The sequence below is a fragment of the Lysobacter sp. HA18 genome, from assembly GCF_054057595.1.
The window spans coordinates 1121256-1137957 of the sequence record NZ_JBSRZL010000001.1; the positions used below are offsets into that span (position 1 = coordinate 1121256).

The following is a 16702-nucleotide window of genomic DNA, read 5'->3' on the forward strand; positions in this document are numbered from 1 at the left end:
AGGATCGCACGTGCATCGCCATCGTTCGACGACGCGACGACCACGCAGCGATGCGCCATCGATGCCGACCACGCCGACGCCGCCTAGACTGTGCGCTTTCCGCAGGACGCCCGCGCCATGCCCACGATCGGAACGCCACTGTCTCCCTACGCCACGCGCGTGCTCCTGCTGGGCTCGGGTGAGCTGGGCAAGGAAGTCGCGATCGAGCTGCAGCGCCTGGGTTGCGAGGTTATCGCCGCCGATCGCTATGCCGACGCGCCGGCCATGCAGGTCGCGCATCGCAGCCACGTGCTCGACATGCTCGACGGCGACGCGGTGCGCGCACTGATCGACCTCGAGAAGCCCCACCTGATCGTTCCCGAGATCGAGGCCATCCACACACCGACGTTGGTGGAACTCGAGCTGCAATACCAGCAGGACGGCACACCGACCCGCATCGTGCCCACCGCCCGCGCCGCATGGCTGACGATGGATCGCGAAGGCATCCGCCGTCTGGCCGCCGAGACGCTGGAACTGCCGACGTCGCCGTACCGCTTCGTCGACACCTACGAGGAATACGTGGAGGCGATCGCGGCGGTCGGCATGCCGTGCGTGGTCAAGCCGGTGATGTCGTCATCGGGCAAGGGACAGTCGACGGTTCGCGCGGAAGGCGAGATCGACAAGGCCTGGGAATACGCACAGACCGGTGGTCGTGCCGGTGCGGGGCGCTGCATCGTCGAAGGCTTCGTCGATTTCGATTACGAGATCACGCTGCTGACCGTGCGCCACGTCGGCGGCACCACGTTCTGCGCGCCGGTCGGGCATCTGCAGCGCGACGGCGACTATCGCGAAAGCTGGATGCCGCAGGCGATGAGCACGCGCGCGCTGGCGACGTCGCAGCGCATCGCGCGCGCGATCACCGACGAACTCGGCGGCTGGGGCATGTTCGGCGTCGAACTCTTCGTGCGTGGCGACGACGTGTGGTTCAGCGAAGTCTCGCCGCGCCCGCATGACACCGGCCTGGTGACGCTGATCTCGCAGGACCTGTCCGAATTCGCGCTGCATGCGCGCGCGATCCTCGGCCTGCCGATTCCCGCGGTGCGCGAGTACGGCGCGGCGGCGTCGTGCGCGGTTCTCGCCGAAGGCCACGGCGTGCCGGTGTTTTCCAACCTCGGCGATGCGTTGGCGCACCCTGATACCGCGCTTCGGTTGTTCGGAAAGCCGCGCGTTGCGGGCCAACGGCGCGTGGCCGTCACGCTCGCTCTCGGTGCCGACGTCGAGGATGCCCGCGAACGTGCGCGGCAGTCCGCCGCCGCGTTGAACATCGACCTGAAGTGAGAATGCGCACATGACCGAGCACACCAGCGGATACGCCGTCTTCCTCTTCGAGCAGGCGTGGGAAGCGCTGGGCGAGGCGATCAAGCCGTACGTGCAGGAAGGCGCGACCGGCCCGCACATTCCATGTCACATCGTCGATACGGGCGGCGCGTTCGTGGAAATGACGCTGCGCGCGAAGGACGATGCGGGTGGCGACGCCGAGATCGAACTCATGATCCCGATGGCGATGGTGCGCATGATCGTGTCGATGCACAGCGACATTGCGTTCGGCTTCGCGCGCAGCCGTGAGCCGCGTCCGAATGCGTTGCCGGTGGTCGGGCCGGGCGCGCCGTCGCCGAAGGAAACGTCCAGCGCGATGCCGCATTCGGCCGAACCTTCGGGTGCGAACGCGTCGGTCGACGACGATCGCCGGCGTCCGCCGGAAGGCTGAGTCGCGCGCGTCTCAGCGCGGAGCGAAGTCCAGCCAGACGAGGTGATGGTCGCTGGCGTCGAGCAGTTCGCTACCCGGCGCGCCCGCCTTCGGCCAGAACATACTGCCGCCACGGACCGGTAGATCCTTCGAAGGCAGCACGTAGTCCAGTCGCAGCGTGCCGGCCTGCGGTCCGAAGTCGCCCGTGTGCGTGGCGATGTCGCCCTTTCGTGCGATCCCGTACTGCGCGGCGCGCTCGGGCCCACCTTCGCTGGTCGGCGGCACCGTACCGTTGACGCGCGGATGGTTCACGAGCTGACCGATCGCGCCGGGCTCACCGTCGCCATCGACCGGGTCCGCGTTGTGGTCGCCCAGAATGACGAACGACGCATCCTGCGCGAGGCCACCGCAACGGCCGCGGTCATCGCAGAGCCACGGCTTGTCGCCCGGCGACAGGTATTCGGCCCACAGGCGGATTTCGTCGTAATTACGCAGGCCGTTGCGGTTTTCCGGGCCGTCGAATACCGGCGGCGTGGGATGCGCGGCGAGCACGTGGATGCGGCCCAGCGGCGTCTCGATCGGCACGTCCCAATGCGATTTCGACGACAGCGGGAAACGCGCCCATGCGTCGGCCGAATACCAGGGTTCGCCGGTCTTCGGATCACGCGGCACGCGCGCGTTCGGCAGGTTCTTCCAGCGGAAGTTCTGGAACGTGCGCACGTCCTTCGCGGTGATCGGATAACGCGACAGCACGAGCATTCCGTACTGGCCGGGATGCAGCCCGAAGCCCCACGAATCGTTTCCCGCCGCGCGACCTTCGCCACCGACCTTGCCGTTCCGATCGAGATCGAAACCGCTTGGCACGCCGGTGTTGACCGGAGCGAGATAGCGATACGGATACGTCAGCGCATCACCGCCACCCGCCTGTGCGACGCCGAGATAGCGCTGCTGGAACAGATCGGCCGCGCGATGCTGCGCGTCGAAGTCGAACTCGTTGAGCAGCACGATGTCCGGACGCACGCGCTGCAGCACGGCGGCGACCTTGCGTGCATTCGCGTCGTCGCCTTGGAGGCGCGCGATCAGGCCGCCGGCGCGATCGTCGTTGAGCGAGGTGTTGTACGTCGCGATGCGCAGCGCGGCGGCGCCGTTCGCGCGGATGTCGCGCGCCCACTGGTCGCGGTCGCCCTGCACGCGTACGCGAACGCAGGCCGCAAGAACGAGCAGCGCCGCGATGAGCAGCGCGGCAGTCAGGATTCGGGTCATGGGGTCTCGTCGGGGAAGGCCAGCCACTGGCGGCCGTCGAACGCTTCGAGCGGACGGAAATTGCGCTTGTAATCCATCTTGCGATGTCCGGCGATCCAGTAGCCGAGATACAGGTGAGCGCGGTTTTCCTCGGCCGCCCATTGCAGCTGGCGCAAGATCGCGTAATTGCCGAGCCCGCGATCGGCCTGCGCGGGGTCGTAGAACGTGTACACCGCCGACAGCGCATCCGGCGTCATGTCGGTGACGGCAACCGCGAGCAGCGTGTGATCGGGCGTCGACGTGCGGAACTCGAGGAAGCGCGTTCGGCTCCAGCGCCCGACGAGGAATTGGTCGAACTCCGGCGCGCCGTGCATGTCCATGCCGCCGCCTGCGTGTCGCGTGGACAGGTAGCGTCGATACAGGTCGAGATGCTCTTCGGTGCGCTCGGCCGGACAGACGCGCATGACGAGGTCGGCATTGCGACGGAGCGTCTTGCGCTGCGTGCGGTTCGGATGGAACTCGGCGACCGGAATGCGCACCGGCGTGCATGCGCGACACGATGCGCAGTGCGGGCGGTAGACGATGTCGCCGGACCGTCGGAAGCCCCAGCCCAGCGCGAGCGCGTACCAGTCGGGCAGGCGGGGGTCCCGCGGATCGAGCACGAGGTCGCGCGCCTGCCGCTCCGGCCAGTAGCCGCAGTCGTGCAGACCTGTGTGGAACAGGCGGAGATCCTCGCCTTCGCGCGCCGGGGTGTTGCCCATGACCGGAGCATACCGCCCGTTGCAGCTGGCCCGCGGCTGAACACGGGCCGCGCTGCGTCAACCGCGCGACGGGCCGGGCGTTTCCTCCTGCATCGGCGGTAACGCCTGGCACCCGGAGTAACACACGTGAAGCACACCCAGATCCTTGCCCTCGCTGTCGCCTCGGTCCTCGCCGCCGGTGCGGCGTTCGCGGCCCAGCCGACGACCGCGTCGACGACCGCCACCGCCGGCGCGCGCACCCATGCCCGCATCGACGCCAACGGCGACGGCGTGATCGATCGCACCGAAGCCGCCGCCCGTCCGGGCTTCGCGGCCAAGTTCGATCAGCTCGACAAGAACCACGACGGCCGCCTCGACGCGTCCGAGCGCCCGCAGCGCGACGGCATGCGCGGCGGCCACGAAGGCGGCTGGAAGAAGATCGACGCCAACAACGATGGCGTGATCGATCGCGCCGAAGCCGCGACGATGCCGCGCTTCGCCGAGCACTTCGACCAGCTCGACAAGAACAAGGACGGCCGCATCGACGCCTCCGAGCGTCCGCAGCACGACGGCATGCGTGGCGGCCATGAAGGTGGCTGGAAGAAGATCGACGCCAACAACGACGGTGCGATCGATCGCACCGAAGCGGCGAAGATCCCCGGCTTCGCGCAGAAGTTCGACCAGCTCGACGTCAACCACGACGGCCGCATCGACGCGAACGAGCGACCGAAGCACGAAGGCCGTGGCGGTCTCGCCAAGCTCGACACCGACAAGGACGGCCGACTGAGCCGCGCCGAAGCCGGCACCTCGCCCTTCGCGTCGAAGTTCGACCAGATGGACGCCAACCGCGATGGCTTCGTCACCCGCGACGAAATGCGCGCCGCGTTCAAGCGCATGCATCCGGAGCGCGCGAACGGCGTGGGCTCGGGCGGCACTGGCAAGTCCTGATTTCCCCAAAGCAGCACGAATTGCCCCGCGTCTTCGGACGCGGGGCATTTTTTTGTGTGATGTTTTTCTGCGGCGCGCGAGCAGTTACGCGCGCCACGACGACTTAAGGCGAGACGACCTTCAGCGTCTTCGTGACCTGCCACACGCCGTTGACGCGTCGCACTTCCAGCGTCTTGTACTTCGCCCACATGCGGTGGTGGTACGCGCTGTATTCGATGGTGCCGGCATCCGGCGACGTCGGCCGGAAATGATCGACGTCGACCATCGTGGCCTTCTTCTTCGACGGCGGATGCACCGAACCGGTGTCCTCGTCGGCGATGCGTTGGCAGTGCGACGCCGGCACGATGGTCATGCCCGCGGGCGGACGCAATGCATCGCGCACTTCGCGCGGTGCGTCGGCGTGGTCGACGGCGAGGCAGGCGACCGGCGTGTCGATGTCCGGCAGTTCCTTCTCTATGACGGCCTGTGCGATGGGGATCAGCGTGGCGGCGACATGGCCGTCGAACGGGCCGCTCGCGACGCTCGGCGGCACCGGTGTCTGCCCGGCGCGGATAAACGCCATGACGACCACGATGACGATGCCGAACAGCAGCGCGACTTTCACCTTCGTCGCGCGGCGCTGCGCTGGCGTGCGCGTGGTTTCGTCGCCGAATTCCGAGCGGAAGCTGAGCTTGGCGTCGCTGGGACGTGTGGAGTCGAGCAAGCCCGCGCCACGCAGGATCTCGCGCGCGCGACCGCTGTCTTCCGATCGCACCACCCATACCGCGGGACGCGCGGCATCGCCCTGGTCGCGATAGCTCACCGTCGAACGGCGACCGCCCTTGTACGAGCGGCCGTCGGTGATGCGCACTTCGATGTCCGCTTCGCGCAGCATCGCGGCAACGCGTTCGACGTTCTCGAGTCGCGCGCTGGAAAAGACCTGACGCATCAGCCCACCATCGGGCCGCGCGCGGCCTTGTCGTCGAGCACGCGGATCATGCCTTCCTGCGCGGTGCTGGCCACGAGCCGGCCGTGGCGGTCGTAGATCATGCCGCGCGCCAGGCCACGCGCATGCTGCGCGCTAGGGCTGTCGATCGAATACAGCAGCCAGTCGTCCGCGCGGAACGGGCGGTGGAACCAGAGTGCGTGATCGAGCGACGCCATCTGCACGTTCGGCTGGTAGTAGCTGATGCCGTGCGGGAACGTCGCCGTGCCGAGCAGATGGAAGTCGGACGCATACGTCAGCAGCGCGCGATGCAGTTCGGGCTCGTCGCCGACCTTCTCGCTCAGGCGGAACCACACCTGCTGGTAGGGCGGGCGCTTCGGCGGCTTGAGCTCGTCGCGCGGATACACGTGGCGGAACTCGAACGGCCCCTGCCGCGACAGCCAGCGCTGCACCTTCGTCGGCAGGCGCGCCAGCACTTCGGGGGGCACCGTGTGGTCGTGCTCGACGTCTTCCGGCTGCGGCACTTCCGGCATCGAGAGCTGATGCTCGCTGCCCGATTCCTCGTGCTGGAACGACGCGGCGAGGAACAGGATCGGTTGGCCGTGCTGGATCGCCGTCACGCGGCGTACCGAGAAGCTGCCACCATCGCGCGTGCGGTCGACCATGTACAGGATGGGCGCATCGATATCGCCGGCACGCAGGAAGTAGGCGTGCAGCGAATGCGCCGCGCGCGGATCCTTGGCCGAATCCATCGTGTTCTGCGCGGCGGCGAGCCCCTGGCCGAGCACCTGGCCACCGAAGACGTACTTGGTGCCGATGTCGCGGCTCTGGCCGCGGAACACGTTGTCTTCGAGCCGCTCGACCGCCAGCAGGTCGACCAGCTCGGAAACGGGGGAAGTCATGCGCGGCAAATCCTTGCGGAACGGCCGCGAAGTATACCGGCCGGTCTTTTACGGCCCGGCGGCAGGCGCCGGCACGTTCAGGCGCTGCAGCGGCGCGCCGGCCAGCACGTGGTCCCACGGGAACAGCGGGCCCGGGTCGCGCTTGCGATGCACCTGCTTCGTCGGGTCGTCGGTCGCATCGACCATCGTGGTGTCGAGGTCCTCGTGTCCGGCGATGAAGCGCAGCGCCGGGTGCTGGGCGACGAGCCGCTTCAGCAGTGCGATGAGCGTGTCGATCTGCGCCGGCGTGTAGGGCTCGGTCATCGCCTGATGATCGGCGTCGAGCCAGCGCGGGTAGCGGCCGGTGTTGACCAGCTCGATGCCGATCGACCGCGGGTTGTAGCCGCGCGTGTGGTGCGCGACGCGATCGGTCGCCACGTACTGATGCAGTGACCCGTCGCGGTCGATATAGAAATGCCCGCTGTTGCCGGTGCCGCTGTCCTCGTACAGCACCTTCTCGCCGAACGTGCGCGATTCCGCGAGCGTCGGCACTTCGGTGCAGTGGATGACGACGAGGTCAACCTGCGACAGCGGGCGCGCGGCGAGGCGCGACTCGTAGGGCAGGGGATCGACGTCGATGGGCAGCGGCGGGAGGTCGGGCAGCATGCGGCGATGCTACCCGGTCGCGCGGCGCGCGTTCGCTTCACCCGGCGACGCTAGGATCGACGCATGAATCGATTTCCCGACCGTTCGCTGCTCGGCGCGCTGATGGCGCGTTTCCCGCGCGAGGGCCGCGTCGAATGGCTGGGCGTTCGGCCCGCGCGCGATGCGCCGGTCGTCCCATGCGATGTCGTGGAAGCAGTGGCCGACAAAGGCCTCGTCGGCGACCGCTACGCCGGTGGCGGCGGCAAGCGCGGCGTCACCCTGCTGCAGGCCGAGCATCTGCCGGTGATCGCGCAACTCGCGGGGCTCGGCGCAATCGATCCGACGCTGCTCCGCCGCAATGTCGTCGTCAGCGGTATTCCCGTGATCGCGCTTAAGGGCCGGCGTTTCCGCATCGGCGACGTCGTGCTGGAAGGCACCGGTCCCTGCGACCCCTGCTCGAAGATGGAAGCGGCGCTGGGCGACGGCGGCTACAACGCGATGCGCGGCCACGGCGGGCTGTGCGCGCGGATCGTGGAAGGCGGCGCAATCCGGCTCGGCGACGCCGTCATCGCGCTCGACTGACACGCCGCAAGCGCGGACCGGCGACAATGGCGGCCTTTCCCGGCACGGCCCCCGCATGCGCGGACACTGCATCCTCTCCCACGGCTTCGAAAGCGGCCCCGACGCCACCAAGGTGACGGCGCTGGCCGACGTCGCCGCGCGCCTGGGCTTCACGCACGAGCGGCCCGACTACACCGACCTCGACGCCAAGCGCGACATCAGCCCGCTCGGCGATGTGTCCGCGCGCGTCGAACGCCTGCGCGAGCGCGTGCGCGAGGCGGCGTCGCGTGGGCTGGTCGTGCTCGCCGGCTCGAGCCTCGGCGCGTGGATCAGCGGACACGTATCCCAAGAATTCGACATCGCCGGCCTGTTCCTGATGGCGCCGCCCGTGCGGCTGGATGCGAAGCACCCTCTCGAAGCCGCGCACGTGCCGACGTCCGTGATCCATGGCTGGGACGACGAACTCATCCCGGCCGACGACGTGATCGCGTGGTCGCATAAGCGTCGCGCCGCGCTGCTGCTGGTCGACGACACGCACCGGCTGTCCAATCACGTCGAGGCCAGCGCGCAGGCGTTCGCCGCGCTGCTCGCGAGGCTCTGACCGATGCGCTTCTTCGCCAGCTGTGGCAAAGGCCTCGAATACCTGCTCGTCGACGAGCTCATTGCGCTCGGCTGCACGCATGCGACTGCGACCGTCGCCGGTGCAAACGTCGAAGGCACGCCGGTCGACGCGCAACGCGCGGTGATGTGGTCGCGCCTCGCGAGCCGCATCCTGTGGCCGATCACCGAATTCGAATGCGCTGACGAACATGCGTTGTTCGCCGGTGCATCCGCCGTCGACTGGACGCAGCACGTGCCGGCGGGCGCGACGATCGCGGTGGATGCGCATGTCGGCGGCAGCGGCCTGAACCACGCGCAGTACGCGGCGCAGCGGGTCAAGGACGCGGTGGTCGATACGCTGCGTGCGAAGACGGGTTCGCGCCCTGACGTCGACCTCGAATCGCCGGACGTTCGCTTGAACCTCGTCGTGCGCAAAGGCCGCGCGATCCTGTCGATCGATCTGTCGGGCGCGCCGATGCATCGCCGCGGCTGGCGTCGCAAGCAGGTCGACGCACCGCTGAAGGAAAACCTCGCCGCCGCCGTGCTGATGCGCGGGCGCTGGATGGATTCGTATCGCGACGGCGGTGCGCTGCTCGACCCGATGTGCGGCAGCGGCACGTTGATGATCGAAGGCGCGCTGATGGCCGCCGACGTCGCGCCGGGGCTGTTGCGGCATGGCGATGAGTTGCCGACGCGCTGGCTGGGGTTCGATACGACGTCGTGGGCGGACGTGCGCGTCGATGCGATCCGCCGCGAGGCCGAAGGTCGCGCGTCGCTGCGAAACGTCTTCTTCGGGCGCGACATCGATCCGCTGGCCATACGTGCTGCGCGCGACAACGCGATCACCGCGGGGCTCGTCGATGTCATCGACTGGCGGGCAGCGGACGTGCGCGATCCGGGCCCGACGTTGTCACCCGAGATCGCGTCGGGCACCGGCGTCGTCGCGTGCAATCCGCCGTACGACGCGCGACTCGAAGCCGACCCCGCGCTGTATCGCGCGCTGGGCGACGCGTTGCGCAAAAGCCTGCCGACCTGGCGCGCAAGCCTGCTCTGCGGCGACGAATCACTCGCACGCTCGACCGGCCTGCGCGCGAAGAAGACCTATCGCATGTTCAACGGTGCGATCGAGACGGTGCTGCTCACCGTCGATCCGATCGGCCCCGCGCGCGACAGTGCAAACGTCGAAGCGCCAAGTGCGCTGTCGCCCGGCGCCGAGATGGTCGCGAATCGTCTGCGCAAGAACGTGCGCAAGCTGAAGTCATGGCGCGAGCGCGAAGGCATCACCTGCTTCCGTGCGTACGACGCCGACCTGCCGGAATACTCGGCGGCGATCGACGTCTACACCACCGACGAACGCGAGCCGCGCACCTTCCTGCATGTGCAGGAATACGCGGCGCCCGCGGACATCCCGGAAGCCGACACGCGACGTCGTCGCAATGAACTGCTCAACGCCGCGCGGGAAGTGTTCGCCGTGCCGCGCGACAACGTGGCGCTGAAGACGCGCGAGCGCGGAAAGGGCGGCAGCAAGTACGGGCACTTCGATCGGCGCGGCGAGTTCATCGTCGTACGCGAAGGTCGCGCGCACCTGCGCGTGAACCTGTTCGACTATCTCGATACCGGCCTGTTCCTCGACCACCGCCCATTGCGCCTGCGCATCGCGGAAGAAGCACGCGACACGCGCTTCCTCAATCTGTTCGCATACACCGGTGCGGCGACCGTGCATGCGGCACTCGGCGGTGCGCGCTCGACGACGACGGTCGATCTGTCGGCGACGTACCTGCAGTGGTGCGCCGACAACCTGCAGGAAAGCGGCGTCGGCGGTTCGCGCCACCGGCTGGTGCAGGCGGATGCCATTGCATGGCTGGAGGGCGACAGCGGCCAGTACGACCTCGTCTTCTGCGACCCGCCGACGTTCTCCAACTCCAAGCGCGCCAGCGACTTCGACGTGCAGGCCTCGCACGTGCGGCTGCTTCGTGCGGCGGTCGCGCGGCTGGCGCCTGGCGGCGTGCTGTATTTCTCGAACAACTACCGTCGGTTCAAGCTCGACGAAGCGCAGCTGGCGACGTTCGCTAATGTCGAGGACATCAGCGCGAGCACGATTCCGCCCGACTTCGAGCGCGATGCCCGCATCCACCGCTGCTGGAAGATCACCGCGCTGGGCTGACGGGCTGGCGTCACCGATGGAACGAAACGTGCGCCTCGTGCGCACTTCGGTTTGCGCTACGCGCCGCCATCCTTGTCGGATCGAATTCGCTGGAGCCGCCGATGTCCCGTCCCGCCCGTATTTCCCGCCTCGCGACTGGCATGCCGGCGTCCGACGGCGCAGGCGTCAAGCTGACGCGCGTGATCGGCACCCCGCAGCTCGATCATCTCGACCCGTTCCTGATGCTCGACGAGTTCGGCACCGACCGGCCGCAGGATTACCTCGCCGGCTTCCCGGATCACCCGCATCGCGGCTTCGAAACCGTCACCTACATGCTCGACGGCCGCATGCGTCATCGCGACAACCACGGCAACGAAGGCGTGCTGGTGCCCGGCAGTGTGCAGTGGATGACCGCGGGTCGCGGCCTCGTGCATTCGGAAATGCCGGAGCAGGAATCCGGCCGCATGCGCGGTTTCCAGCTGTGGGTGAACCTGCCGGCGCGCGACAAGATGGGCGAGCCGAAGTACCAGGAATTCGCGCCGGAACTGATTCCGGTCGCGCGGCCCGCTGCGGGCGTCAGCGTGAAAGTGATCGCGGGCGAAGTCGGCGATGCGGTCGGGCCGATCGCGCAGCCGGCGACGTCGCCGGTCTATCTCGACATCGCGCTCGATGCCGGCGCGTCGTGGACGTACGAGCTGCCCGAAGGCCACTCCGGGTTCGTGTACGTGTTCGAAGGCGACGCCGAGATCGCCGGGCAGCTCGTGCGTACGAAGCAACTCGGAGTGCTCGATGGCGAAAGCGTCGCGTTCGAAGCGAAAGGTGCTGCGCGCGTATTACTGGTCGCAGGTCGCCCGCTGCGCGAGCCGGTCGCGCGCTATGGCCCGTTCGTGATGAACACGCGCGCGGAACTCGAGCAGGCCTTCGCGGACTACCAGGCCGGCCGATTCTGAAAACGTCCGGGCACGTGCCCGGACGTCGCCGTCACTTGCTCGACAGTTGCGCGCCGCCGCCGGCGCCGAAGCGCAGCGTGCTGCTCTGCGTGATCGCCTGCGTCAGGTCGTCTTTCGAGTTGGCCTGGATCCACAGATAGGCGACGCGGCCGCCGGGCAGCGAGATCGACGTCTCGCGCGCCTGCACGTCCGGCTGGCCCGCGAGTTCGCTGCGATACCAGTAGGTGTCGCGGCCGTCGATCTTCACTTCTTCGGCGCGATCGCTGCGGTTCGGTTTGAACGGCGTCTGCGCGGCCATGTAAAGGCCGAAGGCTTCGCTGCCGTCCGACCGCATCGCGCGGCAGAACTGCGTGTCGCCTGCAGTCTTCGTTTCCCACGTGAGGCCGCTGTCGGCGGGCAGCGTCGGGCAGGTCGTCGTGGCCTGTGCGTGCGCGAAGCCCACCATCGCGAGCAGCGCGAAGCCGATCGATGCGCGATTGGTCTTGACCATGTTGTTCCCCATGCGTATCGCGGCGACGGCCGCGACCACAGCCCGAACATAGTCCGATCCAGAGCGCTTGACAAATGATCCGTGTTCAGGCTTGGGATGTCTCAGCCTGTCATGTCGCACTGCGTCAAAAAAAGACGCGCCGCGTCAGGTGAACACGGCGCGCCTGGGTTTTTCGCGGCGATCAGCGGCGGTCGACGCGCACCGTCGCGTTCGGCGGCGAGGCGAAATCCAGCGTGATCAGTGTGAGGCGCCACGTGGCGTCCATGTCGGCCGAAGGCGCCTTGCCCGAATCGAGCACGACATCGTGTGACGCCGTACCCGCGCCGTGGCGGAACGCGACGATCGCGGTGCCGGCCTGGATGCACTGCACGTTCGGCGGGCAGCGCGAATCGCTGTTGACGTCGACATAGGTGAGCGTGGACGCGTCGGGCAGGGTGATCGTCTCGCCCTTGGCGAGCGTGACCGGCGTGCCGGCCGCGACGGTGTGGCCGCTGCCGGCACCTGCGGACGCGCAGCCGGCAAGCAGGAGCAGGGGAAGGAACGCGCTGGCGAAACGGGGCATGGCGACTCCGGTCGAAGGGGCAACCCGCCGAGCCTAGCCGGCCGTATGTGTCGGCCTGTTCACGGCTCGCGGCGGTCGTCGACCGTGGCGCGGCCGTCCGGCAGCACCTCGATGGTGATGCGTCGGCCGTATTCGCTTTCGGCGGTCGGGCCGATGTCGCAGCGGCACAGCGCCTGCGCGAGTGCCGGGATCGTGTTGCTGTGGCCGACGACGAGCACGGTGCCGGTCGGATGCGCACTACGCAGCGCCGCGGCGAATTCAGCAGCCGGACGCGCCGCGTCGTAGGTGATGACGGTCAGGCCGTGCGCGGCGGCAATCGGCGCCGCGGTCTGCTGCGTGCGTCGAAAGTTGCTGGCGTAGACCGCCGTGAGCCGCGTGTCGCGCAGCCGCGACACCAGCCGTTCGACACGCTTGCGGCCGGCCTGCGACAGCGACGGATCGCGCGCGTCGTCGTCGCCCTTTTCGGCGTGGCGGATGAGCACGAAGGTGGCGCCCGGCTCGACGTCGCTACGCGCGGTAGCGCAGGCAGCGAGCAGCACGAGCATGGACAACGCGACGAGCCGGATCAGCAGGCTGCGCATGGCGACGGTTTCCCCAACCGGAATCCGCCCATCACAGCGCGCCGGGGCTCGGCGCGCATGTGCAGCTGGTCATGTCACCGCGCGGCGAGCGTGATCAGCAGCCCGCGCGCGGCCGCTATGCGCTGCGCGCCCTCGGGCAGGTCGAGCGTCAGCTTCAACTTGTCCGAGCCTTCCATCTTGTAGAGCTTGGGCTGGCCCTGGATGAGCCGGATCACCGCCATTGCGTCGACGTTGGGCTTTTCCAGGAACTGCACGCGCCCGGTCTTCTCCGCGAGTTCCAGCTTGCGGATGCCGAGCGTCGTCGCGTCGAGCTTGAGCTCCGCGATCGCGAAAAGGTTCTTCGCGGCGTCGGGCAGCAGGCCGAAGCGATCGATCATCTCGACCTGCAGTTCGCGCAGCTCATCCGCGTTACGCGCGCTGCTGATGCGCTTGTAGAGCGTCAGGCGCGTATGCACGTCGGGCAGGTAGTCATCTGGAATCAGCGCCGGCACGTGCAGTTCGACGTCTGCGCCGCGCGCTTCGACCATGTCGACGTCCGGCAGCTTGCCCTGGCGGATCGAACGCACCGCGCGTTCGAGCAGCTCGGTGTAGAGGCTGAAGCCGACCTCCGCCATCTGGCCGCTCTGCTCTTCGCCGAGCAGTTCGCCGGCGCCGCGGATTTCTAGGTCGTGGGTCGCGAGCGTGAAACCGGCGCCGAGCTCATCCATCGCCTCGATCGCGTCGAGTCGCTTCTTGGCGTCGGCAGTGATCGTCTTGCGATCCGGAATGACGAGATAGGCGTAGGCGCGATGATGCGATCGACCGACGCGTCCGCGCAGCTGGTGCAACTGCGCAAGGCCGAACTTGTCGGCGCGATTGATGATGATGGTGTTCGCGTTCGGAATATCGATGCCCGATTCGATGATCGTCGTCGACAGCAGCACGTTGAAGCGCTGCTTGTGGAAGTCGAGCATCACGCGTTCGAGCTCGCGCTCCGGCATCTGTCCGTGCGCGACACCGATGCGCGCGTCCGGCACGAGTTCCTGCAGCTGGCGCTGCATACGGCCGATGCTTTCCACGTCGTTGTGCAGGAAATAGACCTGGCCGCCGCGCGACAGCTCGCGCTGGAACGCTTCGCGCAGCTGCGCGTCGTCCCACGGCACGACGAAGGTCTGCACCGCGAGGCGATGCGCGGGCGGCGTCGCGATGATCGATAGATCCCGCAGGCCGGCCATCGCCATGTTGAGCGTTCGCGGAATCGGCGTCGCCGTCAGCGTGAGCAGGTGCACGTTCGCGCGCAACGCCTTCAGCGCTTCCTTCTGGCGCACGCCGAAGCGCTGTTCCTCGTCGACGATGACGAGGCCGAGATCCTTGAACTTCACGTCGGGCTGCAGCAGGCGATGCGTGCCGACGATGACGTCGATCGTGCCTTCGGCGACCTTCTCGAGTTCCGCCGCGATTTCCTTCTTCGACTTGAAACGCGACAGCACTTCGACGCGGATCGGCCAGTCGGCGAAACGGTCGCGGAAGTTGCGGTAGTGCTGTTCCGCGAGCAGCGTGGTCGGTACGAGCAGCGCGACCTGCTTGCCGCCCGCGGCTGCGGTGAACGCCGCGCGCACCGCGACTTCGGTCTTGCCGAAACCGACGTCGCCGCAGACCACGCGGTCCATCGGCTGGCTGCTCTGCAGGTCGCGCACGACCGCGCTGATGGCGGAGGCCTGGTCCGGCGTTTCCTCGAACGGGAACGCGGCGGCGAAGGGCTCGTACATCGTGCGATCGACATCGATCGCGAGTCCCGCGCGAGCCCGGCGCTTGGCCTGGATTTCGAGCAATTCCGCGGCGACGTCGCGAACCTTTTCCGCCGCCTTCTTCTTCGCCTTCTGCCACTGCTCGCCACCCAGCGAATGCAGGGGCGCGGTCTCTTCGGACGCGCCGGAATAGCGGTTGATCAGGTGCAACTGCGCGACCGGCACGTACAGGCGATCGCCCTTGGCGTACTCGATGTCGAGGAACTCGCCCGGCATGCCGCCGACGTCGAGCGTCACCAGTCCGCGATAACGGCCGACGCCGTGATCCTCGTGGACGATCGGCGAGCCTTCGTTGAGCTCGCCGAGATCGCGGATGATCGCTTCGGGCTCGCGGCCGGCGCGCTTGCGCCGACGCGGCTGCGATGCGCGCTCGGGGAACAGCTGGCGTTCGGTGAGGACGGTGAACGTCGGCGTGCTGATCGCGAAGCCATCGTCGAGCGGTGCTACGGCGATCGCGAAGAACTTGTTATCCGGCGTCGGTGACGCCGGACCAACTCGCACCGATCGACCGTCGTCTTCGCGACGGTCATCGCTGCGGGCGTTACCGCGTTTGGCGGTAACGCCGTTGGAGGTGTCGGTCGATGTGCTGTCGGCGGGGCCTTCGCGGGTGGCGGGGCCGCGCTCGTAGAACGTCGTCCAGTCGGGCAACACCGTTGGCGTCAGGCCGACGGCGTCGAGGAGTTCGAGCAGGGCTTCGCGGCGGCCTGCGGAATCCGCTGCGATCAGGACGTCGCCCGGGTATGTGCCCAGGAACGACCTCAGCGAATCCGTCGCAGCGGGATCTCGCGGCGCGAGCGGCAGCGGCATCGCTGGCTGATCGCCGAGCGGTTGCGCGCGGTCGAGCTGCGCATGGTTCGCGCCGCAGACTTCGACGCGCGAGGTTTCGTTGAATACGCCACGCAGCGCGTCCGGCGACAGATACAACTCGGACGGCGGCAGCACAGGACGCTCGACGTCATGGCGGCGCTGCTCGTAGCGATCGCCGGTCTGCGACCAGAACTGTTCCGCGGCTTCGAAGCTGCCTTCGGTGACGATGGGCAGCACGCCTTCCGACAGGTAATCGAAAAGCGTCGCCGTCTCGTCGAAGAACAGCGGCAGGTAGTACTCGACGCCGCTGGGCGCGAGGCCCGACTTCAGGTCCTGATAGAGCGAGCTGCGGCGCGTGTCGACGTCGAAGCGTTCGCGCAGGCGTTCGAGTGCGCCCTTGAGCGCGGCTTCGTCCAGCGGAAGCTCGCGGCCGGGCAGCAGATGGATGCGATCCATCTTTTCCAGCGAACGCTGCGATTCGGGGTCGAACACGCGGATGGTGTCGATCTCGTCGTCGAGAAGCTCGATGCGGAACGGCTGGTCCGAACCCATCGGATAGACGTCGAGCAGGCCGCCGCGCACGGCGAAGTCGCCCGGATCGAGCACCTGCGGAACGTGGCGATAGCCGGCGGCTTCGAGACGACGCTTTTCGGAGTCGAGGTCGAGACGCTGGCCGACGCGCACGTCGAAACTGCCGCCGACCACGTGCCTGGGCGGCGCGAGCCGCTGCATGAGCGTCTGCACGGGCAGCACGACCACACCGCGCTTGAGCTGCGGCAGTCGGTGCAGCGTGGCCAGGCGCTGGCTGACGATGTCCGGATGCGGGCTGAAGGCGTCGTAGGGCAGCGTTTCCCAGTCGGGGAAGGCGAGCACGGGCGTATCGCCTTCGACGCCGGCGCGCGGGCCGAGCAGCGTGCGCAGGTCGCCTTCGAGCTGGTGCGCGCTCTGGTTGTCGCGGGTGATCGCGAGCAGCGGGCCGCTGTGGGCGGTCGCGGTGGCGGCGATATGGAAGGCCAGCGCGGACGGCGAGACCGGCGCGCGCCACCAGGCGCGCTGCTGGCCGGCCTTCGGCAGCGGCGGAACGGGAAGAAGAGGGGTCGGCATGAGGCGCGCG

Annotated in this window: 15 protein-coding genes and 2 pseudogenes; 8 read left to right on the plus strand and 9 right to left on the minus strand. The window is 68.1% G+C overall.

Annotated elements, in window-relative coordinates:
- Positions 1-117 precede the first annotated feature (117 nt).
- Together purT and ACVWWW_RS05670 are read left to right on the plus strand one after the other, a co-directional pair.
- Entirely contained in the window at positions 118-1317 is a 1200-nt protein-coding gene (gene purT, locus ACVWWW_RS05665) for a formate-dependent phosphoribosylglycinamide formyltransferase (RefSeq protein WP_027082561.1), read from the plus strand.
- Between the two features lie 10 nt (positions 1318-1327).
- Positions 1328-1747 (plus strand): hypothetical protein, encoded by a 420-nt coding sequence (locus tag ACVWWW_RS05670; RefSeq protein WP_027082562.1) that lies wholly within the window; start codon positions 1328-1330, stop codon positions 1745-1747.
- Positions 1748-1759: 12 nt separating this feature from the next.
- Here the strand turns inward: ACVWWW_RS05670 and ACVWWW_RS05675 are convergent, their stop codons facing one another.
- Together ACVWWW_RS05675 and ACVWWW_RS05680 are read right to left on the minus strand one after the other, a co-directional pair.
- The gene (locus ACVWWW_RS05675) at positions 1760-2989 is read right to left on the minus strand and encodes an endonuclease/exonuclease/phosphatase family protein (protein ID WP_051234961.1); all 1230 of its coding nucleotides are present in this window, start codon (positions 2987-2989) and stop codon (positions 1760-1762) included.
- Positions 2986-3729, minus strand: coding sequence for an arginyltransferase (locus ACVWWW_RS05680; protein ID WP_027082563.1), 744 nt, complete (start codon positions 3727-3729; stop codon positions 2986-2988). Before ACVWWW_RS05680 ends, ACVWWW_RS05675 begins: the two co-directional genes overlap by 4 nt.
- Positions 3730-3999: 270 nt before the next feature.
- Between ACVWWW_RS05680 and ACVWWW_RS05685 the strand changes: the two are divergent.
- A pseudogene (locus ACVWWW_RS05685) lies at positions 4000-4263 on the plus strand (EF-hand domain-containing protein); the annotation flags it as partial.
- Positions 4264-4311: 48 nt separating this feature from the next.
- Positions 4312-4656: pseudogene (locus ACVWWW_RS05690) on the plus strand (EF-hand domain-containing protein); the annotation flags it as partial.
- 103 nt (positions 4657-4759) lie between these two features.
- Here the strand turns inward: ACVWWW_RS05690 and ACVWWW_RS05695 are convergent.
- The 3 genes from ACVWWW_RS05695 to ACVWWW_RS05705 are packed head-to-tail and all read right to left on the minus strand — an operon-like array spanning position 4760 to position 7128.
- The gene (locus tag ACVWWW_RS05695) at positions 4760-5584 is read right to left on the minus strand and encodes a hypothetical protein (protein ID WP_051234966.1); all 825 of its coding nucleotides are present in this window, start codon (positions 5582-5584) and stop codon (positions 4760-4762) included.
- Positions 5584-6483, minus strand: coding sequence for an acyl-CoA thioesterase (locus tag ACVWWW_RS05700; protein ID WP_036141794.1), 900 nt, complete (start codon positions 6481-6483; stop codon positions 5584-5586). The genes ACVWWW_RS05695 and ACVWWW_RS05700 overlap by 1 nt, the downstream gene beginning before the upstream one ends.
- A 48-nt stretch (positions 6484-6531) precedes the next feature.
- Positions 6532-7128, minus strand: a complete 597-nt coding sequence (locus ACVWWW_RS05705) for an N-acetylmuramoyl-L-alanine amidase (protein WP_196804340.1) — start codon at positions 7126-7128, stop codon at positions 6532-6534.
- A gap of 63 nt (positions 7129-7191) precedes the next feature.
- Between ACVWWW_RS05705 and ACVWWW_RS05710 the strand changes: the two genes are divergently transcribed.
- From ACVWWW_RS05710 to ACVWWW_RS05725, 4 genes are all read left to right on the plus strand, one after another.
- Entirely contained in the window at positions 7192-7689 is a 498-nt protein-coding gene (locus ACVWWW_RS05710) for an MOSC domain-containing protein (protein ID WP_027082566.1), read from the plus strand.
- 55 nt (positions 7690-7744) lie between these two features.
- Positions 7745-8269 carry a YqiA/YcfP family alpha/beta fold hydrolase gene (locus ACVWWW_RS05715; protein ID WP_027082567.1) on the plus strand — a complete coding sequence of 175 codons (525 nt, stop codon included), beginning with the start codon at positions 7745-7747 and terminating at the stop codon, positions 8267-8269.
- A gap of 3 nt (positions 8270-8272) precedes the next feature.
- Positions 8273-10432: a bifunctional 23S rRNA (guanine(2069)-N(7))-methyltransferase RlmK/23S rRNA (guanine(2445)-N(2))-methyltransferase RlmL gene (gene rlmKL, locus ACVWWW_RS05720; RefSeq protein WP_027082568.1), complete on the plus strand. Its 2160-nt coding sequence runs from the start codon at positions 8273-8275 to the stop codon at positions 10430-10432.
- 89 nt (positions 10433-10521) lie between these two features.
- Entirely contained in the window at positions 10522-11361 is an 840-nt protein-coding gene (locus ACVWWW_RS05725; RefSeq protein ID WP_456998740.1) for a pirin family protein, read from the plus strand.
- Between the two features lie 31 nt (positions 11362-11392).
- On the opposite strand, the gene ACVWWW_RS05730 is transcribed toward ACVWWW_RS05725, so the two are convergent.
- From ACVWWW_RS05730 to mfd, 4 genes are all read right to left on the minus strand, one after another.
- Entirely contained in the window at positions 11393-11851 is a 459-nt protein-coding gene (locus ACVWWW_RS05730) for a hypothetical protein (protein ID WP_155914215.1), read from the minus strand.
- A gap of 181 nt (positions 11852-12032) precedes the next feature.
- Positions 12033-12413: a hypothetical protein gene (locus ACVWWW_RS05735; RefSeq protein WP_027082570.1), complete on the minus strand. Its 381-nt coding sequence runs from the start codon at positions 12411-12413 to the stop codon at positions 12033-12035.
- Between the two features lie 59 nt (positions 12414-12472).
- Complete coding sequence (locus ACVWWW_RS05740) at positions 12473-12994, minus strand: phosphoglycerate mutase family protein (RefSeq protein ID WP_051234971.1); 522 nt, start codon at positions 12992-12994, stop codon at positions 12473-12475.
- 74 nt (positions 12995-13068) lie between these two features.
- Positions 13069-16692 (minus strand): transcription-repair coupling factor, encoded by a 3624-nt coding sequence (mfd, locus tag ACVWWW_RS05745; protein WP_027082571.1) that lies wholly within the window; start codon positions 16690-16692, stop codon positions 13069-13071.
- Between the last annotated feature and the right edge of the window lie 10 nt (positions 16693-16702).

Coding starts and splice junctions, on each gene's coding strand:
- purT (WP_027082561.1), top strand. CDS start 118: ATGCCCACGATCGGAACGCCACTGTCTCCCTACGCCACGCGCGTGCTC.
- ACVWWW_RS05670 (WP_027082562.1), top strand. CDS start 1,328: ATGACCGAGCACACCAGCGGATACGCCGTCTTCCTCTTCGAGCAGGCG.
- ACVWWW_RS05675 (WP_051234961.1), bottom strand. CDS start 2,989: ATGACCCGAATCCTGACTGCCGCGCTGCTCATCGCGGCGCTGCTCGTT.
- ACVWWW_RS05680 (WP_027082563.1), bottom strand. CDS start 3,729: ATGGGCAACACCCCGGCGCGCGAAGGCGAGGATCTCCGCCTGTTCCAC.
- ACVWWW_RS05695 (WP_051234966.1), bottom strand. CDS start 5,584: ATGCGTCAGGTCTTTTCCAGCGCGCGACTCGAGAACGTCGAACGCGTT.
- ACVWWW_RS05700 (WP_036141794.1), bottom strand. CDS start 6,483: ATGACTTCCCCCGTTTCCGAGCTGGTCGACCTGCTGGCGGTCGAGCGG.
- ACVWWW_RS05705 (WP_196804340.1), bottom strand. CDS start 7,128: ATGCTGCCCGACCTCCCGCCGCTGCCCATCGACGTCGATCCCCTGCCC.
- ACVWWW_RS05710 (WP_027082566.1), top strand. CDS start 7,192: ATGAATCGATTTCCCGACCGTTCGCTGCTCGGCGCGCTGATGGCGCGT.
- ACVWWW_RS05715 (WP_027082567.1), top strand. CDS start 7,745: ATGCGCGGACACTGCATCCTCTCCCACGGCTTCGAAAGCGGCCCCGAC.
- rlmKL (WP_027082568.1), top strand. CDS start 8,273: ATGCGCTTCTTCGCCAGCTGTGGCAAAGGCCTCGAATACCTGCTCGTC.
- ACVWWW_RS05730 (WP_155914215.1), bottom strand. CDS start 11,851: ATGGTCAAGACCAATCGCGCATCGATCGGCTTCGCGCTGCTCGCGATG.
- ACVWWW_RS05735 (WP_027082570.1), bottom strand. CDS start 12,413: ATGCCCCGTTTCGCCAGCGCGTTCCTTCCCCTGCTCCTGCTTGCCGGC.
- ACVWWW_RS05740 (WP_051234971.1), bottom strand. CDS start 12,994: ATGCGCAGCCTGCTGATCCGGCTCGTCGCGTTGTCCATGCTCGTGCTG.
- mfd (WP_027082571.1), bottom strand. CDS start 16,692: ATGCCGACCCCTCTTCTTCCCGTTCCGCCGCTGCCGAAGGCCGGCCAG.